The organism is Burkholderia pseudomultivorans (genome assembly GCF_001718415.1).
GTDB lineage: Bacteria > Pseudomonadota > Gammaproteobacteria > Burkholderiales > Burkholderiaceae > Burkholderia > Burkholderia pseudomultivorans_A.
Map to the genome: position 1 here is coordinate 723714 of NZ_CP013378.1, position 24051 is coordinate 747764.

At 67.1% G+C, this 24051-nt stretch carries 18 protein-coding genes; 13 read left to right on the plus strand and 5 right to left on the minus strand.

Annotated features, from left to right (window positions below):
• Positions 1 to 31: 31 nt before the first annotated feature.
• Together WS57_RS16050 and WS57_RS16055 are read right to left on the minus strand one after the other, a co-directional pair.
• On the minus strand, positions 32 to 715 hold the full coding sequence (locus WS57_RS16050; protein ID WP_009689461.1) for a type 1 glutamine amidotransferase domain-containing protein: 684 nt from the start codon (positions 713 to 715) through the stop codon (positions 32 to 34).
• A gap of 131 nt (positions 716 to 846) precedes the next feature.
• A complete protein-coding gene (locus WS57_RS16055) occupies positions 847 to 1527 on the minus strand; it encodes a TetR/AcrR family transcriptional regulator (RefSeq protein WP_230945511.1) in 681 nt (226 codons plus the stop codon).
• A gap of 75 nt (positions 1528 to 1602) precedes the next feature.
• On the opposite strand from WS57_RS16055, the gene WS57_RS16060 reads away from it, so the two are divergent.
• Together WS57_RS16060 and WS57_RS16065 are read left to right on the plus strand one after the other, a co-directional pair.
• Positions 1603 to 3078, plus strand: coding sequence for a coniferyl aldehyde dehydrogenase (locus tag WS57_RS16060; RefSeq protein WP_009689459.1), 1476 nt, complete (start codon positions 1603 to 1605; stop codon positions 3076 to 3078).
• 117 nt (positions 3079 to 3195) lie between these two features.
• A complete protein-coding gene (locus tag WS57_RS16065) occupies positions 3196 to 4971 on the plus strand; it encodes a putative bifunctional diguanylate cyclase/phosphodiesterase (protein WP_009689458.1) in 1776 nt (591 codons plus the stop codon).
• Positions 4972 to 5082: 111 nt separating this feature from the next.
• Here WS57_RS16065 and WS57_RS16070 read toward each other — a convergent pair whose 3' ends face one another.
• Positions 5083 to 6210, minus strand: a complete 1128-nt coding sequence (locus tag WS57_RS16070) for a helix-turn-helix transcriptional regulator (RefSeq protein WP_069244536.1) — start codon at positions 6208 to 6210, stop codon at positions 5083 to 5085.
• Between the two features lie 170 nt (positions 6211 to 6380).
• On the opposite strand from WS57_RS16070, the gene WS57_RS37110 reads away from it, so the two are divergent.
• The 4 genes from WS57_RS37110 to WS57_RS16085 all read left to right on the plus strand — a co-directional run bounded on the left by WS57_RS37110 (position 6381) and on the right by WS57_RS16085 (position 15769).
• Positions 6381 to 7370, plus strand: coding sequence for a carboxypeptidase-like regulatory domain-containing protein (locus WS57_RS37110; protein WP_155741129.1), 990 nt, complete (start codon positions 6381 to 6383; stop codon positions 7368 to 7370).
• Between the two features lie 76 nt (positions 7371 to 7446).
• Complete coding sequence (locus WS57_RS16075; protein WP_009689456.1) at positions 7447 to 8229, plus strand: ABC transporter substrate-binding protein; 783 nt, start codon at positions 7447 to 7449, stop codon at positions 8227 to 8229.
• A 393-nt stretch (positions 8230 to 8622) separates the two neighbouring features.
• Positions 8623 to 14514, plus strand: a complete 5892-nt coding sequence (gene uvrA, locus WS57_RS16080; protein WP_069244537.1) for an excinuclease ABC subunit UvrA — start codon at positions 8623 to 8625, stop codon at positions 14512 to 14514.
• Positions 14515 to 14632: 118 nt separating this feature from the next.
• The gene (locus tag WS57_RS16085) at positions 14633 to 15769 is read left to right on the plus strand and encodes a hypothetical protein (RefSeq protein WP_155774314.1); all 1137 of its coding nucleotides are present in this window, start codon (positions 14633 to 14635) and stop codon (positions 15767 to 15769) included.
• 98 nt (positions 15770 to 15867) lie between these two features.
• On the opposite strand, the gene WS57_RS16090 is transcribed toward WS57_RS16085, so the two are convergent.
• Together WS57_RS16090 and WS57_RS16095 are read right to left on the minus strand one after the other, a co-directional pair.
• A complete protein-coding gene (locus WS57_RS16090) occupies positions 15868 to 16647 on the minus strand; it encodes an ABC transporter substrate-binding protein (RefSeq protein ID WP_009690175.1) in 780 nt (259 codons plus the stop codon).
• A 250-nt stretch (positions 16648 to 16897) separates the two neighbouring features.
• Positions 16898 to 18535: a gamma-glutamyltransferase family protein gene (locus WS57_RS16095; protein WP_009690176.1), complete on the minus strand. Its 1638-nt coding sequence runs from the start codon at positions 18533 to 18535 to the stop codon at positions 16898 to 16900.
• A gap of 238 nt (positions 18536 to 18773) precedes the next feature.
• Here WS57_RS16095 and WS57_RS16100 point away from each other — a divergent pair, with 238 nt between their 5' ends.
• The 7 genes from WS57_RS16100 to WS57_RS16130 all read left to right on the plus strand — a co-directional run bounded on the left by WS57_RS16100 (position 18774) and on the right by WS57_RS16130 (position 24050).
• Entirely contained in the window at positions 18774 to 19640 is an 867-nt protein-coding gene (locus WS57_RS16100; RefSeq protein WP_009690177.1) for a LysR family transcriptional regulator, read from the plus strand.
• 307 nt (positions 19641 to 19947) lie between these two features.
• The gene (gene gspI, locus WS57_RS16105; protein WP_230945512.1) at positions 19948 to 20409 is read left to right on the plus strand and encodes a type II secretion system minor pseudopilin GspI; all 462 of its coding nucleotides are present in this window, start codon (positions 19948 to 19950) and stop codon (positions 20407 to 20409) included.
• A gap of 200 nt (positions 20410 to 20609) precedes the next feature.
• Positions 20610 to 21053: a hypothetical protein gene (locus WS57_RS16110; protein WP_009690179.1), complete on the plus strand. Its 444-nt coding sequence runs from the start codon at positions 20610 to 20612 to the stop codon at positions 21051 to 21053.
• A 195-nt stretch (positions 21054 to 21248) separates the two neighbouring features.
• Complete coding sequence (locus WS57_RS16115; RefSeq protein WP_155741131.1) at positions 21249 to 21551, plus strand: hypothetical protein; 303 nt, start codon at positions 21249 to 21251, stop codon at positions 21549 to 21551.
• 214 nt (positions 21552 to 21765) lie between these two features.
• Complete coding sequence (locus WS57_RS16120; protein WP_059514709.1) at positions 21766 to 22482, plus strand: STN domain-containing protein; 717 nt, start codon at positions 21766 to 21768, stop codon at positions 22480 to 22482.
• A gap of 3 nt (positions 22483 to 22485) precedes the next feature.
• Entirely contained in the window at positions 22486 to 23034 is a 549-nt protein-coding gene (locus WS57_RS16125; protein WP_059514712.1) for an RNA polymerase sigma factor, read from the plus strand.
• Between the two features lie 11 nt (positions 23035 to 23045).
• Complete coding sequence (locus WS57_RS16130; protein ID WP_059514720.1) at positions 23046 to 24050, plus strand: FecR family protein; 1005 nt, start codon at positions 23046 to 23048, stop codon at positions 24048 to 24050.
• The last annotated feature ends 1 nt before the right edge of the window (position 24051 follow it).

Below are 24051 nucleotides of genomic sequence, written 5' to 3' on the forward strand. Positions count from 1 at the left end.
CGCTTCGCGACGCAGAGCGCCGCCGCGACCGTCACAGCAGCGATGCGACCTGCGCAGCCGTTGCCTTGGCGGACTGCGGGTTTTGCCCGGTCACCAGCCGGCCGTCGGTGACGACTTTCGATACGAACGGCAGCAGGGCCTTTTCATATAGCGCGCCGCGCCGTTCCATCTGCTCTTCGGCGTTGTACGGCACTTTCCTGGCGACGCCGGCGAGCACTTCCTCGGTCCACGAGTAGCCGGTGATGCGGCGTCCGGCGACCAGCAGCGAGCCGTCCGACAGCGTCGTATTGAGCAGACCGCAGTAGCCGTGGCAGACCGACGAGACGATCCCGCCGCGCTCGTAGATGGCGCGCGTGATCCGCTGCAGGCCCGCGTCGTCGGGAAAGTCCCACATCACGGCGTGTCCGCCCGTGAAGTAGATCGCATCGAAGTCCGCCGGATCGATCTGGTCGGGCCGCGCGGTGGTCGCCAGCAGCGTCTGGCGATCCTTGTCGGTCAGCCACGCTTTCACCGAAGCATCGGCCAGCGGCCATTTGAGCGAGCGCGGCTCCAGCGGCGAGACGCCGCCTTTCGGGCTGACGAGCCGCTGGTCGTATCCCTTCTCGGCGAAGATGTGCCATGCATGGGTCAGCTCGGACAGCCACAGGCCGGTCGGCTCGGCCTGGTCCGCATAGTTGGCGACGTTGCTGACGACGTGCAGGATGCGTTTGGTCATGTTGTCACTCCCTGTCGATCTCCACCGGAACCGTCGCCGATGCGTACGAACCTTGGCATGCCGCGTGTTCGTGTTCCTCTTCGCGGTCGCGGGCGACAGTCGTGACGATAACGTTGAAGTCAGGGTGAAGGTCAAGGCCTTTCGACGCGCCGCGCCGTCGCTGCGGCGTCCGCCGACTGCAGCCCGTCCAGCAGCGTCGTCAGCGCGTCTTCGATCGCATGATCGCCGACTTTCCCCGGCACCAGCCGCCCGTCGATCGCCAGCATCGTCAGGCCGTGAAGATGCGCCCAGCAGGCCGTCGCCTGGCCGAGCGCCGAGCGCGGCCGGATCGTGCCTTCGCGCTGGCCGCGCTCGAGGACCTCGACGACCAGCCGGAACGGCGCCTGCGTGCGCGGATCGAGATGGGTATCGGACGGTTCGCCCGCGTCCGCGTTGAACATCAGGCGATACAGATCCGGATGCGCGGCACCGAAGCCCAGGTGCGCATAGGCCAGTGCGGTCAACTGCGCGGGCGCATCTGCGGCCGGATCGAGCGCGGAGACCAGCGCGTCGCGCAGGCGATCGAAGCCGATCAGCGCCAGCTCGTGGAGCAGCGCCGTCTTGTCCGGGAAATGCCGATAGGGCGCGGAGTGGCTCACCTCGGCTCGCCGCGCGACTTCGCGCAGCGTGAACTGCCAGCCTTGCTGCTCCTGCAGCAGGTCGAGCGCCGTGTCGATGATCGCGCGGCGCAAGTCGCCGTGGTGATAAGGCCTGGGCTCGTCCAGCGTATCTGACGTCATGTAGAAGGAGTCTAATGTTGACAGGGGATACATTCTGCCTCTACGATCCCGAATCATCAAGTTGACACTGTCTACATCAACCGAGCTTGCCTCGACAGGAGGTGCAGGATGAACATCCCCGCAGAACCCGTTCAGCGCATCGACGCGGCTGCGCTGCTGAGCCGTCAACGCAGCGCGTTCGTCAGGGAGGGGCCGCCGAGCCTGGCGCAGCGCAAGGCGCGGCTGGCCCGGCTGCGCGCCGTCGTGCTCGACTGGCGGGAGCGCGTGAAAGAGGCGATCAGCGCCGACTTCGGGCACCGCTCGCACCACGAGACGGACATCATGGAACTGCTCGGCGTGATCCAGTCGATCGACTACCTGACGCGCAATCTGCGCCGGTTCATGAAGCCCGAGCGTCGGCATGTCGGGGTCTTTTACCGCGCCGGGCGCGCATGGGTCGAATATCAGCCGAAGGGTGTCGTCGGGGTGATGGCGCCGTGGAACTATCCGTTCTCGCTGACGTTCATTCCGCTTGCGACCGCGCTCGCTGCCGGCAACCGCGTGATGCTCAAGCCATCCGAGCTGACGCCGCGCACCAGCGAGGTGATCCGGCAGATGCTCGCGGAGACGTTCCCGGCCGACGAAGTGGCGGTCGTGCTCGGCGGCCCGGAGGTCGGCGCGGCCTTCAGCAGCCTGCCGTTCGACCATTTGCTGTTCACCGGCAGCACGCAGGTGGGCAGCAAGGTCATGAAGGCGGCAAGCGACAACCTGGTGCCGGTGACGCTCGAACTGGGCGGCAAGAGCCCGGTCGTGGTCGCGCGCGGCCACGTCGACGAGCGGACCCTGCGCAGCATCGTGTTCGGCAAGCTGTCGAACGGCGGCCAGACCTGCGTCGCGCCCGACTACGCGCTCGTCCACGAGGACGACCTCGACGCATTCGTCGCGCAGTTCGACGCGACGGTGGCCCGCGCCTATCCCGACGGGCCGACCGGCCGCGATTACACGTCGATCGTCAGCGACCGGCATTACGACCGGCTGGTCGGTCTCGTCGACGACGCCCGGCGCCGCGGCGCACGCGTGATCGAAGCGGGCGTGACGCCGGCGTCCGCCAGCCGTCGGCCGCGCACGCTCGCGCCGACGCTGATCGTCGGCGCCGGCGACGACAGCGCGGTCATGCAGGAAGAAATCTTCGGCCCGATCCTGCCGGTGCGCACCTATCGCACGCTCGACGACGTCATCGACTATGTGAACGCGCGGCCGCGTCCGCTCGCGCTCTACTATTTCGGCGAGCGGGACGACGCATGCGACCGGCTGCTGGCGCGGACGACCTCCGGCAACACGGGCATCAACCACACGCTGATGCACGTGGCGCAGGACGACCTGCCGTTCGGCGGCGTCGGCCCGAGCGGCATGGGCGCGTACCACGGCATCGAGGGCTTTCGCACGATGAGCCACGCCAAGGGTGTGTTCGTGCAGGGACGCTGGAACCTTCCCGGCCTGCTGCGCGCACCGTTCGGCAAACTCGCGGATCTTGCGCTGGCGCTGACGCTGGGCACGCGCCGCAAATCGGCCGACGCGCTCGTCCGCCCGGCTGCGCGGCCATGAGATGCACCGTGGCGGCGGTCGATTCGGATACCATCTGCGCTACCGGCCGACCTGCGCCGGGCGCTGCCGGGGCGGTCGCGCCTGTTCGCCACGCAGCGGTGACGAAAGCGGAATTCCATGACCGAACATTCACTACCACGGGGACTGCCGGAAGCGCGGTCGCGGACCGGCGATCCGGATGACGAGGCGCATGCGTCGAGCACGCGCGTCGCGGATGCCGCATGGCAGGCCGCGCACCCGATGTTTCTGTGCGCGGCCGACGGCACGCTCGGCTGGGTCAATCACGCTTTCGAAGTCATGACCGGCCGCCCGGCCGCGGCGCTGGTCGGCCAGTCGACGATCCAGGCGTGCCTGGCGGCGCCGGACGGCTCGGCCTGCGCCGCCGGCGTGATCGACCTGAACGGCGAACGCTGGCGCGTGAATCGGTACGACGTGGAGCGGCGCCCGGTGCGCGTCGACGTCGCGCGGCTCGACGGTCGGTTTTCGCCGGCCGGCGATGCCGATGTCGATGCCGATGCCGTGCCGGACGCCGCCGGCGCACATCGCGCCCGTGCGGCCGACGAATATGTCGGCTTTCTGATCGAATCCGCGGACGACGGCCAGCGGGATGGCGAACGCTGGTACGCGTCGAATTACGACGATGCGACGCAGCTGCCGAACCGCCGGCTGTTCGCCGAGCGGCTGGACCTGCGCATCGCGCGCGCACGCCGCACCGGCGACCGGTTCAGTGTCGTGATGGTCGCGCTGTCCGGGCTCGAATCGATCCGCAACGTGCTCGGCCAGCCCGGCGTCGAGATCGTGGCGCAAGTGGTCGGCGAACGCTTGCGGCAGCGTATTCCGTGCGCGCAGGCGTTCGCGTGCGTCGGTGAGGGCAAGTTCGCGCTGTTCAGCGACGACGCGTCGGCGACGCTGATCGACGAGGTGGTCGCGCAGGCGTGCGAGCCGGTCGAGTTCGTCGGCGCGCACCTGCGTGCGGTCACCTGCGCGGGCATCGCGACCTATCCGGACAACGGGGACGATACCGAAACGCTGATGCGTCGCGCCGAAGTCGCGCTGTCGTCGGCGCGCGACGCGGGCGCGAGCGGCGTCGTGCATTTCTCGAGCGCGCTCGAGCTGCGCGCGTCGCGCCGTTTCGAACTCGAAACGCTGCTCGACCGTGCGCTCGACCGGCAGCAATGCCGGCTCGTCTATCAGCCGCAGGTGACGCTGGCGACTGGCGAGATCGCGCAGGTCGAGGCGTTGATGCGCTGGCGGCATCCGGCGCACGGCGAGATCAGTCCCGCGGAATTCATTCCGATCGCGGAGCAGCGCGGGCTGATCGACCGGATCGGCGAGTGGGTGATCGACACCGCATGTCGCGAAATCGGCAAGCTGCGTCATGTGGTCCGGCACCTGCCGCGCGTCTGCGTGAACGTGTCGCCGCAGCAGTTCGAACGCGGCAATCTGCTCGAGATCATCGAGCGCGCGCTGACGCGCAGCGGGCTGGTGCCGCAGTGCCTCGAGATCGAGATCACCGAAGGCGTGCTGTTCGCCGATACGGAAGCCGCGCTGCGCACGATTCATGCGATTCGCGAACTGGGCGTCGAAGTCGCGGTCGACGATTTCGGGACCGGGTATTCGAGCCTGTCCTATCTGACGCGCTTCCCGATCAACCGCGTGAAGATCGATCGCTCGTTCGTCGCGCCGTTGCCGGGCGACGCGGGCAGTGCGGCGCTCGTCAGCGCGATCATCGCGATGGCGCATGCGTTGGGGATGCGCGTGACGGCCGAAGGCGTCGAAACGGTCGAGCAGGCCGACCGCCTGCGCGAACTCGGATGCGACGAAGCGCAGGGCTTCTGGTACGCGCGGCCCCATACGATCGCGTCGCTCGGGACGTTGCTGGCGGGGGTGTAGCGGGCTGGCCGTGAACCGGCTTGCCCGATTTCCGGTCGCGACTCACGCAAGCGTTCCGTGGCGGACGGCCGTGGCACCTGCGAGTAATCTTGACGAACGTGCGGCGCGCCGTTACGGCATATAACCGGTCGTCTGCCGTAGCACAAGCGCGACGAGTTCCGACTGTTTGGCCGTATCGGACTTGCGCAGCACAGCCTTCAGTTGACTGCGTACCGTATTCAAGGTCACGCGATGCCGCGCGGCAATATCGCTCAATGTAAGACCGTCCGCCAGCGCTCCCGCAAGCGCGGCCTCGGTTGCCGTGAATCCGAACAACGCGCGGAGCGTGTCGTTGCGCCGCGCATCGTTCTCCTCCGGCGCTCTTACGATCAGCATCGCGATCCGCTCGCTTGAAGCCACGGCGGCATCGTCGCGGCGGATGGGAGCGACCAATACCGACAGCGGACGCATACCCGCGCGCTCGATGGCGAGCGCACCTACGGGCTCGTTGATCGATGGCTGCGTACCGGCATTGCATGCTCGATCGATGAGCCGCAATAGCGCCTGCGTCGTTGCCGGGCTTGCCGCGCGGACGAGATTCGACGACGCAAACAGGCCGTTCTCGCGTCGCAACATTTCGACCGCTGCGCGATTCGAATGAATGATTCTTCCGGCACGATCGACCAGCAACACTGCGATTGCAAGTTTGTCGAGCGCGGCCTCCGTCATGGAGCGCCGTATCTCATGGCGCCGAAACGCGGAGCGCATCGCGAGCGCGCGCTGCAAATGCGGGAAGAGCAATTGCATTTTGCGCCGGTCTGTACCGTCAAAGGCAGCCGCGTGCCAGCCGCGATGCACACCGATGATTCCGACCTCGTTACCGCCGAGCGCCAACGCACCGCCAACCACCTGAGCCATATCGGCCGCGCGCATGAAGTCGTAGCACTCGCTGCGTTCCAACGCGGAATCGGCGACGATCTCGTTTCCGAAGTAGACGGTATCGAGCGGATAGAGGGTCGCTTCTCGCGCCCATTCGTCATACTGATAGTAATACTCCGCATACTGCCGAGCGAGATCGGGAGAGACATTATCAGTCGATCCAAGTAGCAGTGCGCCTTGCTCGCTTCGGACCTGTAGGGCACAACTGTGCGTATCAAAGAAGTCCGCGATCATCATCGTGACATCGCGCCACCGAGCGTCGTCCAGCGGCGCGTCGTACAACGCGCCAATCAACCGACTAAATTCGTTCAGTTCCGACATGGCATTCCGCCTTTTGTCGATGAGTGTCGCGATGCTTCGTCCGATCAAAAGTATTCGTCGTTTTTTTGTTGATCGATTACGTGAAGTTTATCACCCGTTTAAGGGATGAAATCGGAATTCTCGGCCTCTAGCATGCAGAACAAGAAAGTCCCCTGCGTGAGGCGACCAAAATGAATTCAAATCGTCAGCGGATATTGGCCTATGCTTCGTGCATAGCTTTTACCATTGTGCTTCCAGGTTGCGGGGGCGCCGACGATAGTTCGCCTCTCGCTACGGTCCCGACACTGTCGGGTACGGTCGCAAGCGGAACGCCTGTCGCCAACGCCATCATTACTGTCCTCGACTCGGCAGGACGCACGGCCGGCACGACGGCTGACAACAACGGTGCATACAGCGGCCTGTCGATTTCCGGCATGAGCGCCCCGCTGGTGCTGGTTGCGACCGACCCTGCCGGAGGCGCTCCGCTCGTTTCGATGCTTTCGACGGTGCCGACCGGCGCTGCCTCGACGACTGCTAACGTCACGACGCTGACGACCGCAGTGGCTGCATTGTTGACATCGGACGGCAATCCACTGGACTTGACCAATACAGGACAGGCCGCGGCACTCGTGAACCCGGACGCGGTCAACAAGGCGATGGCAACGGTCGACACCGCACTCGCCAGCGCGCTCGCTGCAAGTGGAATTACGGCTCAAGGTTACAACCCGTTGACGACGGCCTTGCCGGCAGATCGGACCGGTGCGGATGCGGCACTGGACTCGTTCCTCCTGATGCCGGTCAACGGCTCCACACTGCTGGTACCCACTGCCAATCCCTCCCAGAGCTTGGCCTTGAACAACCAGACTTCCGCAACGTCGCCGACGCTGCCAGCGCCGCCTGCCGAAGCTGCCTTTATCGACTGTCTACAAAGTGTGTTACAGGCCTGCTTTGGCTCGACACCCGCTTGTACGGCAGGCGTTGCCCCAGCCTTCCTGGATAACGGCTTTTCCTCGCTCAATAGCGAATTTCCAGTGTTGAGTGCTGCGAGTTCAGCGGGGACCACTGTAAATCCGCCCAGAACGCTGAGGTTCTATCAAGTCGACGGCGTGTGGCATGCCGACGTGAAGTTCAATTACGTATTACCGGACGGAACGAAGGGATCCATGCTGACGTTCAGTTGAATTGGCTGCAAGGCCGCATCCGCATTTTTGACGTTTTCCAATATAACGACTAGTAGCGCGAACGGAGATCCCTATCATGAACATCAAGCGCCTTGGAATGCTGCTGACGCTTTGCGCTCTTTCGACTGCGGCGTCGGCTCAAGCCACATCCGATATCGTCCGTATCGGCGTTGATCCCAACTTCCCGCCGTTCGAGTTCAAGTCGGCAGATGGAAGACTGACGGGTCTCGATATTGATCTCGGGAACGCCATCTGTCAGGACATCGGCGTCAAATGCGAGTGGGTCGAACACGATTTCGACCACATCATTCCTGGACTTAACGCAAAGAAGTTCGACATCATCCTGTCGGCCATGATAGCGACTGAGGATAGACGTAAGGTGATGGACTTCTCGGACACGCTCTATCACATTCCGGTCGCGATGATTGCCGCGACGACATCCGGTCTGATGCCAACAGGTGATTCGCTTCGGGGTAAACGCCTTGGGGTGACAAAAGGAACCGCACTCGAGGCGTATGTGAAGGGCAAATGGGGCTCTAAGGCGGAGGTCATTGCGTATCCGACTGACGCCCAACTTTACGACGCCTTGGCCAGCGGGAAAATCGACGCGGCCATCCAGGACAAGGCGCAGGCGGAATACTTTTTTCTGACGAAGCCCGCGGGCCAGAACTTCGCGTTCACTGGCCCAGACGACTTCGACGACGCCCGCCTCAAGAACGATGACGTTGCCATTGGCATCCGCAAGGACGACGCCCAGTTGAAGGACAGGATCAACAAGGCCATCGCCGACATTCGTGCGAACGGACTATATCGCACGATTTCGAGGAAATACATCAGCTTCGATGTGTCAGGAAACTGATGTCGGCGACTTTCCCGCATCTCCTGGGGGCGCCGAAGCGCGACACCCGCGATAACGCCAGGCCAAAAGGAGCCGCCGACCTTTCGGATCAGCGGCCTTCTCAAAAATTGATTGCGAAGCACTCCGCTGCGCTCGGCCCGGAGAGGCCGGTGTGATGATCCGTAGGTAGGCCAATCGCACGAATTTTGCCGCCCAGCCGCCCATACTCTGGCGTCCGACGGGCAACGGTTCCATGTCGCCCGACACGGCCGTGGAAAACTGTATGAATATACAGTATAGTATCCGTCAAAATCGAGCCGCGTCCGGGTCCATCTCGCGACGCGCGCGCTCCGCGAGCGTCTCGCGCCTTTCGGCAGGCGGGCGCCGGCCAACTCTTTCCGACGGGCTAGACAATTGTCATCCAGCAATCTGATCCGCATTCGCGGAGCGCGACAGCACAATCTCAAGGATCTCGACGTCGATCTGCGTACCGGCGAAATGACGGTCGTCACGGGCCCGTCCGGCTCGGGCAAGTCGAGTCTCGTGTTCGACACGCTGTACGCGGAAGGCCAGCGGCGCTATGTCGAGACGTTCAGCGCCTATGCACGGCAGTTCCTCGACCGGATGGACCGGCCGCAGGTCGACCGCGTCGACGGCGTGCCGCCCGCGATCGCGATCGACCAGACCAATCCGGTCCGCAGCTCGCGCTCGACCGTCGGCACGATGACCGAGCTCAACGATCACCTGAAGCTGCTGTACGCGCGCGCGGCGGAGCTGTTCGACCGCAAGACCGCGCGGCCGGTGCGGCACGACACGCCGGAAACGATCCACGCGGACCTGTTCGCGCGCACCGAGGCGCGGGACCCGCGGCTCGTGATCACGTTCCCGGTCGAATTGCCGGACACTGTGACCGACGAGGAGGTCGAGCAGTGGCTGTCCGCGAGCGGCTATACGCGCGTGCAGGCACAGCGCGAGGTCGCGTCGCCGACCGGGCCGCGCAAGGTGCTCGACGTGGTGGCCGACCGCTTCCGGCTGCATCAGGTCGACAAGGTGCGCGTCGTCGAGGGGATCGAGGCGTCGCTGAAGCGCGGCGGCGGGCGCGTGAACGTCTACGTGCTCGCGCAGGCGCCGGACGGCGCGGACGGCGTGGTCGCGGAACCCGAAATCTGGCGCTTTTCCACCGGCCTGCATGATCCGGACAGCGACCTGCGCTATGCGGAGCCGCAGGCCGCGCTGTTCTCGTTCAATTCGGCGTACGGCGCATGCGAAACCTGCCGCGGCTTCGGCCGCGTGATCGGCGTCGATCTCGGCCTCGTGATCCCGGACGCGCGCAAGACGCTGCGCGGCGGCGCGATCAAGCCGATGCAGACGCCCGCGTGGAAGGAGTGCCAGGATGACCTGATGCGCTACGCGGCGAAGGCGGGCATCCGGCGCGACACGCCGTGGGGCGAGCTGACGCCGGTCGAGCAGGACTGGGTCATCAACGGCGGGCCGGACTGGAACGGCAAGTGGCAGAGCCAGTGGTACGGCGTGAAGCGCTTCTTCGGCTATCTCGAATCGAAGGCGTACAAGATGCATATCCGCGTGCTGCTGTCGAAATACCGCAGCTACACGCCGTGCGACGTGTGCGGCGGCGCGCGCCTGAAGACCGAGTCGCTGCTGTGGCGGCTCGGCACGCGCGAAAACGCCGACGCGGTGCTCGCGCCGGCCGAGCGCTTCATGCCGCGCGGCGTCGACTGGACCCGCGCGCAGCTCGAGGCGCTGCCGGGCCTGACGGTGCACGACCTGATGCTGTTGCCGATCGAGCGGATCCGCCGCTTCTTCGACGACATCGCGCTGCCGAGCGCGCTGCTCGACGATGCGCTGAAGCTGCTGCTCGCCGAGGTGCGCACACGGCTGAAATATCTGTGCGACGTCGGGCTCGGCTATCTGACGCTCGACCGGCAAAGCCGGACGCTGTCGGGCGGCGAGGTGCAGCGGATCAACCTGACGACCGCGCTCGGCACCTCGCTGACCAAGACGCTGTTCGTGCTCGACGAGCCGAGCATCGGGCTGCATCCGCGCGACCTGAACCGGATCGTCGAGGCGATGCAGCGCCTGCGCGACGCGGGCAACACGCTGGTGGTCGTCGAGCACGATCCGTCGGTGATGCTCGCGGCCGACCGGCTGATCGACATGGGCCCCGGCCCCGGCGAGCGCGGCGGCACGATCGTCTACGACGGTACGCCGGGCGAGATCCGCGCGGCCGACACGCTGACGGGCGCGTATCTCGGCGGCCGCCGGCAGGTCGCGCATGCGTCGAACTGGTCGCGCCGGCCGGTGGACGCCAGCACGCCGCGCATCGTGCTCGAAGGCGCAAGCGAGCACAACCTGCGCGACGTGACGGTCGAGATCCCGTTGCAGCGCCTCGTCTGCGTGACGGGCGTGTCGGGCTCGGGCAAGTCGACGCTGCTGCAGGACGTGCTCTATCCGGCGATGGCGCGGCAACTGGGCCGCGCGACCGAATCGCCGGGCGCGTACCGCAGACTGTCCGGCGCCGAGCAGGTCGGCGATGTCGTGTTCGTCGACCAGTCGCCGATCGGCAAGACCACGCGGTCGAACCCGGCGAGCTATGTCGGCGCGTTCGACGAGATCCGCAAGCTGTTCGCGAAGGCGCCGCTCGCGCTGCAGCGCGGCTATGGCGCGGGCACGTTCAGCTTCAACTCCGGCGACGGGCGCTGCCCGACCTGCGGCGGCTCCGGTTTCGAACACGTCGAGATGCAGTTCCTGAGCGACGTCTATCTGCGCTGTCCGGATTGCGACGGCCGGCGCTACCGCGACGAGGTACTCGAGGTGCGGATCGTGCGCGACGGCCGCGCGCTGAGCATCGCCGACGTGCTGGAGCTGACCGTCAGCGAGGCGGCGGCGTTCTTCGCGGCGGACGCCGAAGTGCTGCGGGTGCTGCAGCCGATCGTCGACGTCGGGCTCGAATACGTGAAGCTCGGCCAGCCGGTGCCGACGCTGTCGGGCGGCGAAGCGCAGCGGTTGAAGCTGGCCGGCTTTCTCGCCGAATCCGCGGCGGCCGGCAACGGGCGCCGGGTCGTCACCGAGGAGGCGCGCATCGCGCGCACGCGCCTGTTCATGTTCGACGAACCGACCACCGGGCTGCACTTCGACGATATCGCGAAGCTGATGCAGGCCTTCGGCAAGCTGCTCGCGAGCGGTCATTCGCTGATCGTGATCGAGCACAACCTCGACGTGATCCGCGCGGCCGACTGGCTGATCGATCTCGGCCCGGAAGGCGGCGACGGCGGCGGCTTCGTGCTGTGCGCGGGCACGCCCGACGACGTGAAGGCGTGCGCGCAGTCGCACACGGGCGCGGCGCTGGTCCAGTACGATCGCGCGATGAGCGCCGGAATCCCGTCCGACGACGAGGGCTTGCCGTTGCAGGCCGCGCTGAACGCCGCGCGCGCGCGGCGGGCGATCGAAGGCGAGGATGTCGTGCGAATCGTCAACGCGCGCGAGCACAACCTGAAGTCGCTCGACGTCGACATCCCGCACGGCAAGTTCAGCGTGGTGACCGGCGTGTCCGGTTCCGGCAAGTCGACGCTCGCGTTCGACATCCTGTTTCACGAAGGCCAGCGCCGCTACCTCGAATCGCTGAACGCGTACGCGCGCTCGATCGTGCAGCCGGCCGGGCGCCCCGAGGTCGACGCGGTGTACGGCATTCCGCCGACCGTCGCGATCGAGCAGCGGCTGTCGCGCGGCGGGCGCAAGAGCACGGTCGCGACGACGTCCGAAGTGTGGCATTTCCTGCGGCTGCTGTACGTGAAGCTCGGCCTGCAGCACTGCATCCACGACGGCACGCCGGTCACGTCGCAAAGCGTCGAGTCGATCGCCGCCCAACTGCTGCGCGATCATCGCGATGAGCACGTCGGTCTGCTCGCGCCGCTCGTCGTCAACCGCAAGGGCGTGTATACGGATCTCGCGAAGTGGGCGAAGGCGCGCGGCCATACGCATCTGCGCGTCGACGGCGAGTTCGTGACGGTCGATCCGTGGCCGAAGCTCGACCGCTTCCGCGAGCATACGATCGAGCTGCCGGTCGCCGATATCGTCGTCTCGCCGGATCGCGAGGCCGAGTTGCGGCAGCGTCTCGACGAGACGCTCGAGATCGGCAAGGGCGTGATGCACCTGCTCGCGCCGCTCGACGGGCTCGATCATGCGATGAACCACAATCATTCGACCGCGCGCGTCGGCGAGGTCAAGGTGCTGTCGGTCAAGCGCGCATGCCCGGTATGCGGCACGAGCTATCCGGAGCTGGACCCGCGGCTGTTCTCGTACAACAGCAAGCATGGCTGGTGCACGACCTGCGTGGGTACCGGCCTCGCGCTCACGCGCGAGCAGCGCGCCGCGTACGACGACACGGTGCTCGCCGAGGACGGTCGCGGCCGCGAACAGACGCTGCCTTCCGACGAGCAGGAACCGGAAGGCGTCGGCAACGAGCCGTGCCCGGATTGCGGCGGCACGCGGCTGAATCCGTCCGCGCGTGCGGTCACGTTCTGCGACCATTCGATCGTCGACGTCGCGCAGTGGACGGTGTCCGACACGCGTCGCTGGATCGACGGGCTGCGACTCGCCGGGCGCGATGCGCAGATCGCGCGCGACATCGTCAGCGAGATCGGCAGCCGTCTGGCGTTTCTGGAGGAAGTCGGGCTCGGCTATCTAAGCCTCGACCGCGCGGCGCCGAGCCTGTCGGGCGGCGAAGCGCAGCGGATCCGGCTCGCCGCGCAGCTGGGCAGCAACCTGCAGGGCGTCTGCTACGTGCTCGACGAGCCGACGATCGGCCTGCATCCGCGCGACAACCAGATCCTGCTGAACGCGCTGCGCAAGCTCGGCGACAAGGGCAATACGCTCGTGGTCGTCGAGCACGACGAGGACACGATCCGCCGCGCCGATCACATCATCGACGTCGGCCCGGGCGCCGGCAAGCGCGGCGGCACGCTGGTCGCGCAGGGCGCGGTCGCGGACCTGGCCGCGCAGCCGGAATCGCTGACGGGCCGCTTCCTCGCGCAGCCGATCACGCATCCGCTGCAGCCGCGCCGCGACGTGATCGCGCCCGGCGCGAACGGCACGCCGGCCGTCCCGGAGCACTGGCTGACCGTGCATGGCGGCAGGCTGCACAACCTGCGCGACGTCACGGTCGGCATTCCGTTGGCGCGGCTCGTCGCGGTGACGGGCGTCAGCGGCTCGGGCAAGTCGACGCTCGCGCGCGACGTGCTGATGACGAACCTGCTCGACGCGGTCGGCCGTTCGGTACTGTCGTCGCCGGCCACGCGCCGGGCGCGCAAGTCCGCGCAGCAGGCGGCCCCGCAAGCGGCGAATCGTCGCTCGAGCGTGCTCGCGCGCAGCGCGCCGCGGCCCTCGCTCGACGTCACGCATATGTGGCAGGGCTGCGAATCGATCAGCGGCTGGGAGCGCATCGACCGCGTGCTCGAAGTCGACCAGACGCCGATCGGCAAGACGCCGCGCTCGTGCCCGGCGACCTATATCGGCGTGTGGGACGCGATCCGCCGGCTGTTTGCGGATACGCTGGAGGCGCGCGCGCGCGGCTATACGGCGTCGCGCTTCTCGTTCAACACCGGCGACGGGCGCTGCCCCGCGTGCGAAGGGCAGGGCGTGCGCACGATCGGCATGAGCTTCCTGCCCGACGTGAAGGTGCCGTGCGACGTATGTCACGGGCAGCGCTTCAATCCGGAGACGCTCGCGGTCACGTGGCGCGGCAAGAACATCGGCGACGTGCTGACGATGGAGATCGACGAAGCGGTCGAGTTTTTCGCGCCGATCACGAACATCGCGCATCCGCTGCAGCTGATGAAGGACGTCGGCCTCGGTTACCTGACGCTCGGCCAGCCGTCGCCGACGCTGTCCGGCGGCGAGGCGCAGCGGATCAAGCTGGTCACCGAGCTCAGCAAGGTGCGCGACGACGTCACGCGACGCGGCCAGAAGGCGCCGCATACGCTGTACGTGCTCGACGAGCCGACCGTCGGCCTGCACATGGCCGATGTCGCGAAGCTGATCCGCGTGCTGCACCGGCTCGTGGACGGCGGGCACAGCGTGATCGTGATCGAGCACGATCTCGACGTGATCGCGGAAGCGGACTGGATCATCGATCTCGGCCCGGAAGGTGGCGTCGGCGGTGGCACGATCGTCGCGGCCGCGCCGCCGGAAGCGCTGGCGAAGGTGCGCGCGAGCCATACCGGGCAGGCGTTGAAGCCGGTGCTGGCGCGCGGCGGGGTGGAGCGGGAAGGCGAGGTGGGGGTCGGTTGAGTCGGGGCGTTTTTGCCGGTGGCTCGGGGCGGCGCGTGAGGCGTCGCTCAACCGCCTCGTCTACGAAAATATGAGAAGGTTCCTGGGCAATAATCCGTCTTGTTCTCAAACGATCATCATGCTCCATCGCGCATTTTTCACGTGTATTGCCGTTGCATCGCCAGCGCTCGTTGTCGCCGCCTCATCAGTACCAACGGAAGTGAAAACGATCGCATACAAAGGATCGCTGCCCTACGTCGAATCAGGCGATGCGAGGCGCGACGCCCGCATCAACCATCGTATTTTTCTCGATATGGCCGAGCAGCCGGCGCCGGCCAGATATTCCGACGGCATCCGGAAGCCCAAGGAACAGGATGGACTTCAAGGCAGTTCCGATTTCAACTTCGAAGTGTTGCGTAACGACGATAGCGTGCTGGCAATCGAAGTCGACGCCGAGGGCTGCGGCGCCTATTGCGAGCATTACTCGAGGCTCTACAACTTCGATGCAGCGACCGGGCGACTGATCTCCGCTGCGGACATATTTACGCCGGCGGGTGGTGTGACCTTGCAGAAGAAGAACCTCGCGGAACGTATGGCCGAGTACACCAGAGCCATCGCCGATCTGGGTAAAGAGGCCGTTGCTAACTGCCAGAAGAAGGGCATCGCGACACCCTGGCCGCAGCCTTGGCCCGACGGCAAGCAGGATGCCGAGGAAGGGTATATCAAGTCGGCCATTGGCATGTACGAATACTGCCTGGAGTCGATGCGTTCGCCCGACTATGGAAAGTACTACAGATGGGCGGATACCCCTTTGAAAATCGGGGACGGGTCCATCACGTTTCTGTATGAGCGTTGCAGTAACCACGCCTCGCGCGCGCTGGACGACGTGGGCGATCAGGCGGTGACTTACAGGATCGAGAATCTCGCGCCGTATCTCACGGCTTACGGCAAATATCTTTTAATGCGTGGTCCGCAGGCTGCGCCGCAAGCCGAGCCGTACCGGCAGGTTCTGCAAGGTCGCGTGGGGCAGGCGGCCATTACACTGCTATTGTCCGAACGCTATGGCGATGGCTCGCTGTCCGGCACCTACTTCTATGGCAAGTACCGCAAGCCGATTGCGCTGCGCGGCAAAGTGAATGGCAACGTCATCGAGCTTACCGAATACGAGGGAAGCGATACGCCCAACCCGCTGATTCGGGCCACGATCAAGGGCGACACGCTTGAAGGTCAGTGGATCGGCGGCAATAAGACGCTCGACTTCCGGGCCGCGCCCTGATCACCGTGGGTGCGTGGTCTTTATAACGCCATGCTGCAGCACCGTGGCGTGACAGCCCGGCGAAGAGCGCCCCCTCGGCGCTCCCCGCCCACCCGCCATCAACTGCCATACACATCGAAGTCGAAGTACTTCTTTGCGATGCGCGCATAGGTGCCGTCCTTGATCATCGCGGCGATCGCGGCATCGAGTTTCTCCTTCAGGTCCGTGTTGTCCTTGCTCAGGCCGATGGCCGTGCCCGGGCCGAAGATCGCCTTGTCGTCCAGCGCCGGGCCGGCGAAGTCATAGGGCCGGCCGCGCGGCGTATTCAGAAAGCCGCGCTCGGCCTGCACCGCATTCTGCAGCGACCCGTCGAGCCGTCCCGCCAGCAGGTCGGCGTAGACCTGGTCCTGGTCTGCATACGACACGATATTCACGCCCTTCGAGCCCCAATGCACCTTCGCATAGGTCTCCTGCATCGACCCTTGCTCCACGCCGATCGACTTGCCTGCGAGCGATTCGGCAGTCGGCTGCAGGTTCGCGCCCTTGCGCGTGACGAGGCGCGTCGGCACGTGGAAGAGCTTGCTCGTGAACGCGATCTGCTTGACGCGGGCAGGCGTCATCGACATCGTCGACAGGATGCCGTCGAACTTGCGCGCCTTGAGCCCGGGAATCATGCCGTCGAAGGCATTCTCGACCCATACGCATTGCGCGTTCAGGCGCCGGCACAGTTCATTGCCGACGTCGATGTCGAAGCCGACGAGCTTGCCGTCGGCGGTCTTCGATTCGAATGGCGGATAGCTCGCGTCGACACCGAAGCGGATCGTCGACCAGTCCCTCGCGTACGCGCTGCCCGCGACGAGCAGCAGGGCCCCGATCAGCAGCATCGGCGTTCTTTTCATGATGGTTCTCCTCCAATTGGCAATCGCCTTCGGTGGTTCGCTCGCGACCACGGCTTCCCCGCCCGCAATCCGCGGCTTCGGTGAGTGAAAAGGGTTCGGGAGCGACAGGCTTGATCGGGGGCGACGGCGCGTTGCTGCGCCGCTGCCCCGTCCCCGCGAACAACGCATTCGGGTTTCCGGTGCGCCACTCGGACCCGTCGAGGTCTCGGGACCGGATCTGGCGGCATGTCCCGCCAGCATCGACGCAGCGCTAGAACCCCGCCGCCAGTCCGTCGCGACGGCTGTCGCTGGCCGCGACATAGCCGCGATCCGGTTCGTTGCGATCGAGCTTCCAGATGTACTGGCCGGAGCCGAAGTCCATATACGGATCGTCGACCGACTTGATCGTATGGCCCCGTTCCTCGAGCGCGCGCGCGGTATCCCTGTCGAGCGTCGCCTCGATGTCGATCGTGAAGTCGCGATTGACCTTCCAGCGCGGTGCGTCGCATGCGGCCTGCGGCTGCTGGCCGTAGTCGAGCATGCGCACGATCGATTGCAGATGACCTTGCGGCTGCATGTCGCCGCCCATCACGCCGAAGCTCATCACCGCTTCCTGCCGGCCGTCGACCTGCTGCGTGACGAATGCCGGGATGATCGTGTGGAACGGCCGCTTGCCGCCTTCGACGACGTTCGGCGACTTCGGATCCATCGAGAACCCGCAGCCGCGGTTCTGCAGCGCGATGCCGCTGTCGGGTACCACGATGCCGGAGCCGAACCCCATGTAGTTGGACTGGATGAAGCTGACCATCATCCCGCGCTCGTCGGCCGCCGACAGGTAGATCGTGCCGCCGGCCTTCGGCATGCCGAAGTCGAACTGCGTGGCCCGCGTCCGGTCGATCAGCTTCGCGCGCGACGCGAGATAGGCGTCGTCGAGCATCTGTTCCGGCGTGACGTCCATCGCGCGCGGATCGGCGACGTAGCGATAGACGTCGGCGAACGCGAGCTTCATCGCCTCGATCTGCAGATGCTGCGATTCGATGCTGTCGACCGGCAGCGAGCCGATATCGAAGTGTTCGAGGATGCCCAGCGCGATCAGCGCGGCGATGCCCTGGCCGTTCGGCGGGATCTCGTGCACGGTGTAGCCGCGATAATGCTTGCCGATCGGCTCGACCCAGTCGGCGCGGTAGTTGCGCAGATCGTCGAGCGTCAATGCGGCGCCGCCTTCGCGTGCGAATGCGGCGATCCGTTCGGCGATCTCGCCGTCGTAGTACGCGCGCGGGCCCAGTTCGGCGAGCGTGCGCAGTGTCTTCGCGTGACCGGGAAAGCGCACCAGTTCGCTGACTTCGGGCGCGCGACCGCGCGGCATGAAGGTGTCGGCGAAGCCGGGCTGGTCCTTCAGCTCCGGCACGGCCGCCGCCCATTTGTACGCGACGATGCTGGCCACCGCATGACCGCGCTCGGCGATCTCGATGGCCGGCTCCATCAGGTCGGCGAACGGCAGCGAGCCGAATTTCCGGTGCAGCGCCTCCCAGCCGGCGATCACGCCGGGCACGGTCACCGCGTCCCAGCCGCGCTTCGGCTGCACCGCGAGGCCGTTGCGCTCGCCGTACCGGCGCTTGAAGTAGTCGACGTTCCACGCGGCCGGCGACACGCCCGACGCGTTCAGCCCGTGCAGCTTCGCGCCGTCCCACACCAGCGCGAACGCATCGCCGCCGAGGCCGCACGATACCGGCTCGACCACGGTGATGGCCGCGGCGGCGGCGATCGCCGCATCGACCGCGTTGCCGCCTTTCCACAGCATGCGCAGCCCCGCCTGCGCGGCGAGCGGGTGCGAGGTCGACACGATATTGCGCGCGAACACCGGCAGGCGCGGCGTCGGGTAGGGGTTTTGCCAGTTGAAGCGGGTCATGGTGTGTTCGGTGATGAAGAAGTGAAGCGCACGCGTAGGCGCGTGAATCAGGCGGCGGCGCGCGGAACGCTCGGCGGCCATGCCGCCGCAGCGCTTCGATGCCGACGCCGCGCAGCGCCGCCTCGCGCCGGTCATCCTTTCGGCGGCTTACAGGGTTCGATTATGTCGGGCCTGGGCATGAGAAAACATTAATATTTATATTCGATACTTGAGTTTTTCTTGAATTTCGAAGGTGGCGATGCTGACACTCCGGATGCTGAAAACCTTTCGGGCCGTCGCCCAAACCGGTTCGTTCGCGGCGGCGGCCGAGCGGGTCGCGCTGACGCAGGCGGCGGTCAGCCTGCAGATGCGCGGGCTCGAGGCGGCGCTCGATCGCCGGCTGTTCGACCGCAGCGCGCGGCAGATCGCGCTCACGCGGCATGGCCGCGAGATCCAGCCGAAGATCGAGCAGATTCTCGACCTGCTGGCCGAACTTGAGCCGACGCCCGCCGGGCTGATGCAGGGGCCGGTGACGATCGGCGCGGTCGTGTCGGTGATCGGCGCACTGTCGCTGGTGGTTGCGAGCCTGAAGACCGCGCATCCGCAACTCGACGTGCGTCTGCTGTCGGCGCGCTCGGACGAACTGGCCGCGATGGTGGAGGCGGGCGAGGTCGATATCGCCGCCGTGGTCGCGCGGGCGGACGACGCGCTGCCCGATACGCTGAAATGGACGCCGCTCTACAGCGAGCCGCTGGTGCTGGTCGTGAGCCGCGAAATCACCGACACGGACCCGCGGCGCATCCTGCGCGGTCACGGTTTCCTGCGTTTCGACCGGCGCGTGCGCACCGGTCGCGTGATCGAGCAGGCGCTGCAGAGCCTCGGCCTCGCGGTGAACGAATATCTGGAGCTGAACTCGATCGAAACGATCGCCGCGCTGGTGCGCGAGAACGTCGGCGTCGCGGTGCTGCCGCTGCTGCATCGTGCGAACTGGCAGGCGGACCCCGCGCTGCGCGTGCTGCCGATCGCGAATCCGCCGGTCCTGCGCACGGTCGGGATGATCCAGCGGGCGTCGTACGGCCGCAGCGGCATTACCGAGGCCATCATCGACGCGCTGCATGCGGGGTGACGGTGCCGGCAGCCGGCGCCGGTGCGCTGAATGGTGCGTACCTTCCGACACGCGCGTGCCATACACGCGCCTTAACTTGGCAGCACACTGGCCGTCGGCATGTTGCGTCCGGAACAACGCGTCGATATCCGTGACGGGACGTGCGCGCGATGCGGCAGTCGGGCGCGAGGCGAGCGCGGATCGACGTTGCGTGACTGGCCGTGCGCGTCGCCCGACGCACCGATCGCGGTGACGCCGTCGGCGCGCAGCGCTGACCACGCCGAAGCGACCGATTGACGCCGCGAACGGGGAACTCATGGAGCTTTGCGTGAACACCGGGCGACAAGCGCGGCCCAGGTACGACGGCCGCACGGGCCGTACCGATTGCTGCGCGCGCGGCGGGCCGCATGCGGCGAGGCCGCCGCAGCCGGGCTTCACGCTGATCGAGGTACTGGTCGCGCTCGCGATCGTCGCCATCGCACTCGGCGCGGTGATGCGCGCGATCGGCTCGCTCGCCAGCGATACCGACGCCGCGCGCATGCGGCTGCTCGCGCTGTGGAGCGCCGACAACGCGCTCGGGGCGATCCGCATCGCATCGACGTCGCCGCCGGTCGGCAGCGACACGTTCGCGTGTCCGCAGGGCGTGTATCGGTTCGTCTGCCGGCAGTCGGTGAAAGCGCTGTCGAGCCCGCTGGTGCGAGAGGTGACGGTCAGCGTCTATGCGTCCGCGTCGAGCCGGACGCTGCTCGCACAGATGACCACCGTGGTGCAGGATGAAGCGCGGCATTGATGCGCGTGCGCGGTCACGCGCGCGCGGCTTCACGCTGATCGAGATGCTGGTCGCGATCGCGCTGCTGGCGGTGATCGCGCTGCTGTCGTGGCGCGGCCTCGACGCGACGATCCGCGGACGCGACACGGTGGCGGCGACGCTGTCGCACGCGGCTGCTCGGCCGCTACTTCTCCCAACTGCAGTTCGACCTGCTGAACCTCGTGACGGCCGACGAGGTAGTCGGGCCGCCGCTGCGGCTGCGTCCGAACGAACTGGTGCTGGTCCGGCACGTCGGTGTCGGCGGCGGGCCGACGCACGTGCAGGTGGTGCGCTACGCGCTGAGCGGGCGCGAGCTGACGCGCAGCGCGTCGGGGCCGCTCGCGTCGCTGGCCGACCTCGAGCACGCGCTGCACCACATGGATGCGTTCCCGAGCGTGGTCGTGAGCCGCGACGCGCGCACGATGCAACTGTCGGTCTGGATCGCGCCGACCGGCTGGACAGCCAGCCAGGTCGACGTCGAGCAGACCTACGCCAAGTTTCTCGCGCAGCACGGCCTCAGCAACATCGCCTCGCTCGGCATGCCGCTGCCGCGCGGCATCCGCTTCGCGGTCGCGCTGGGTACGCCGCCCGTCGAATACGTGCGCACGATGCCGATCGGCCAGTGAGGGGCGGCGGCCCGGCCCGGTCGAAATGCGGGTTTCGGCCGCCCGATACGTCTTGTTTGATGAGAGCCGGTCCGGGCTTCGGTTTCGGGCCTGCGACCGGCGGAAACGTTGAAGTGTCGAGGGGGATTCGTGAAATCGGTTGTCGAATGGCGGCGCACGGGAACGCGCGCCGTCGCGTCGCGGCGCGCAGGTATCGTGCCGCGATGCGCCGGCCTGCTGCTGGCCGGCGCGCTGTCGGCGTGCGCGGTGCAAGGGGGCGGTGAGCCCGCCGACGCGGACACCGGTGCCCGCCAGGTGACGGTCGCCTGCGTGAGCGCGGCACGACGCGGCGAAACGCCGTGCGCGGAAAGCGCCGCGCGCGCGTGCGGCGGCCCGGCCGCGTTGCGCAAGATCACGCTCGTCGCGGCCATTCCGATGACGGAAGGCGTCGACCAGCATCCGGTGCCGATGTATCAGTATTCGGCGATCTATACCTGCGGCGCCGCTGCCGGGCAGTAGCCCGGCCGGCGGCACTGCGCCGCGGCGACGGGCACCGCCGCGACCGCACCGGTGAACGGGCTGCATGTCATGTCTGCGTCAGGTCATATCGATGTCATCCGGCGCTTTTACGATCGAATGATCCGCTGCGCGCGCGACACGGGTGTCGCGCGCGACCGGTTGATCTCATTTCCCTGTCGATCCGATGAGCCGGACCTGGGCTTCGATTACGGTCTTGGCGGCGGCCCTTGCGTCCGTCGCGGTGTCCGGTGCGGCGTGGGCCCAGGCGCCGTCGATGCCGGTCGCGGATCCCGCGGCCGACGGCGGTCCGGTCGAATTCGACATTCCTGCGCAGCCGCTTGCCGCGGCGCTCAAATTGTTCAGCCAGAGAAGCAACTTGTCCGTGATGGCGCAAAGCAGCCTGCTGGATCAGCGCACGAGCACCGCGGTGCATGGCGTGTTTGCGCCGCGCGACGCGTTGCCTCGTCTTCTCGACGGCACCGGGCTGGAAGCCCGCTTTCCGTCGGCGGGCGCGGCGGCGATCGTGCCGGCACCGGCTGCGCGGTCCGGGCCGAATCCGGCCGATATGCCGCTGTCGCTCGAGATCGCGGAGTCGGCAATCGACGGGATCCATCGCGGCGGCGCGGATTACGGCCCGTACGTCGCGTCGATGCAGGCGGCGCTGATCGGCGCGCTATGCCGTTCGCCGCTGACGCGTCCCGGCGCGTACCGGCTGGCGGTGCAGTTGCGCGTCGGTCCGGCGGGCGACGTGAGCGCATTCCGCACGGGCGGGACGACCGGCGACGCGTCGCGCGATGCGGCGATTGCGCGGGCGATCCGGTCGCTCGCGCTCGACGCGCCGCCGACGGGCATGCCGCAGCCGGTGACGATTCTGCTGCGTCCGGCACGCAGCGGCGTCGTGCCGGGCTGCGTGCCACAGGACGGGGGCTAGCGCATGAGCGAAGACGCGCGAACCCGGCTGCGCTCGCTGTTCGTCGAAAAATACGCGCACCTGCGCCGCCGGCTCGAATTCATCGTCGGCTCGCGGGACGGCGCGGCCGACGCGATGCAGGAAACTTGGCTGCGGCTCGACACGATGAACGATCCGGCGCAGGTCGCCAATGCGGACGCGTATCTGCTGCGGATGGCGTCGAACGTCGCGATCGACCAGCACCGGCGCGAGCAGCGGCACCTGAGCGTGGGCGAGGTCGACGAACTGTTCGAGGTCCGCGACGAGCTGGCCGATCCGGACCGGATCGTGTCCGCGCGCCGCGACATCGACGCGCTCCAGCAGGTGCTCGACACGCTGCCGGCGCGCCAGCGCGGGATATTGGTCGCCGCGCGGATCGACGGGCTGCTCAATCGCGAAATCGCCGAGCGCTTCGGGATTTCGGAGAGCCTCGTCGAAAAGGAGCTACGCTATGCGTTGCGCGCGTGCCGCGACGGCCTGCGGCAGCAGATGGCGCTGGAAGACGGCAGCACGCGCGGGCGGCGCAAATTCTGATGAACCAATCGATGACGAACACCGAACGCTCGCGGCAGGACGCGATCGACGAACAGGCGGAGTCGTGGCTGATCCGGCTGCGCTCGGGTACGGCGTCGCCCGAAGACGCCGCGGCGTTCCGGCACTGGTGCGACCTTGATCCGCGCCATCGCGAGGCCGCGCAGATGCTCGGCCGGCTGTGGGGGAGCCTCGCACCGGCGTTGCGCGAGGCGCCCGGTCCGCGCCGTGCCGCCGCCGCTGCGCAGCCGGGTCGCCGGCCCGGCGCGGTGGCGCGCCCGCAGATGGGCCGGCGCCTGTTCGTCGGCGGCGCGGTGGCGGCCGCGGCCGGTTGGCTCGCGTGGCGGCCGCCGCTGGCGCTGTGGCCGTCGGTGGCCGATCTCGCGGCCGACTATCGCACCGGCACCGGCGAGCAGCGTCAGGTGACGCTCGCGCGCGACGTCGTGGTCGACCTGAACACGCGCACGCGGATCGACCTGCTGTCGTCCGCCACACCGGCGGCCGGGATTCGACTGCTGGCCGGCGAGGCGGACATCCAGGCGGACATCGCCGGTGCGCCGGGCGCGGCGCGGCCATTCGACGTCGTGGCCGCCAGCGCGCGCGTGCGTGCATGGCGCGCCGGTTTCAACGTGCGGCTGTCCGGCGACGCCGGCTGCGTGACCTGCGTGACGGGCACCGTCGAATTGCGGCATCCGCATGGCCGCGCGACGCTGTCGGCCGGGCAGCAGGTCGTCTATGACGAGCGCATCGTGCATGCGCCGTCGGCCGTCGATACCGCCAGCGTCACCGCGTGGCGCCGCGGCATGCTGGTGTTCGACGACGTGCCGCTGGCCAGCGTGATCGACGAGATCAACCGCTACCGGCCCGGCAAACTCGTGCTGCGCAATCCGCGGCTCGGCGACGCGCGCGTGCAGGCGCAGTTCTCGCTGCGCCGGCTCGACGATGCGATCGTGATGGTGCGCGACGTGTTCGGCGCGCATGTGACGACGCTGCCGGGCGGGATCGTGCTGCTGAGCTGAT

Bases quoted from the DNA above. Each gene is read 5' to 3' on its own strand.
- WS57_RS16050 (WP_009689461.1), bottom strand. From the start codon at position 715: ATGACCAAACGCATCCTGCACGTCGTCAGCAACGTCGCCAACTATGCG.
- WS57_RS16055 (WP_230945511.1), bottom strand. From the start codon at position 1,527: ATGTATCCCCTGTCAACATTAGACTCCTTCTACATGACGTCAGATACG.
- WS57_RS16060 (WP_009689459.1), top strand. From the start codon at position 1,603: ATGAACATCCCCGCAGAACCCGTTCAGCGCATCGACGCGGCTGCGCTG.
- WS57_RS16065 (WP_009689458.1), top strand. From the start codon at position 3,196: ATGACCGAACATTCACTACCACGGGGACTGCCGGAAGCGCGGTCGCGG.
- WS57_RS16070 (WP_069244536.1), bottom strand. From the start codon at position 6,210: ATGTCGGAACTGAACGAATTTAGTCGGTTGATTGGCGCGTTGTACGAC.
- WS57_RS37110 (WP_155741129.1), top strand. From the start codon at position 6,381: ATGAATTCAAATCGTCAGCGGATATTGGCCTATGCTTCGTGCATAGCT.
- WS57_RS16075 (WP_009689456.1), top strand. From the start codon at position 7,447: ATGAACATCAAGCGCCTTGGAATGCTGCTGACGCTTTGCGCTCTTTCG.
- WS57_RS16085 (WP_155774314.1), top strand. From the start codon at position 14,633: ATGCTCCATCGCGCATTTTTCACGTGTATTGCCGTTGCATCGCCAGCG.
- WS57_RS16090 (WP_009690175.1), bottom strand. From the start codon at position 16,647: ATGAAAAGAACGCCGATGCTGCTGATCGGGGCCCTGCTGCTCGTCGCG.
- WS57_RS16095 (WP_009690176.1), bottom strand. From the start codon at position 18,535: ATGACCCGCTTCAACTGGCAAAACCCCTACCCGACGCCGCGCCTGCCG.
- WS57_RS16100 (WP_009690177.1), top strand. From the start codon at position 18,774: ATGCTGACACTCCGGATGCTGAAAACCTTTCGGGCCGTCGCCCAAACC.
- WS57_RS16125 (WP_059514712.1), top strand. From the start codon at position 22,486: ATGAGCGAAGACGCGCGAACCCGGCTGCGCTCGCTGTTCGTCGAAAAA.
- WS57_RS16130 (WP_059514720.1), top strand. From the start codon at position 23,046: ATGACGAACACCGAACGCTCGCGGCAGGACGCGATCGACGAACAGGCG.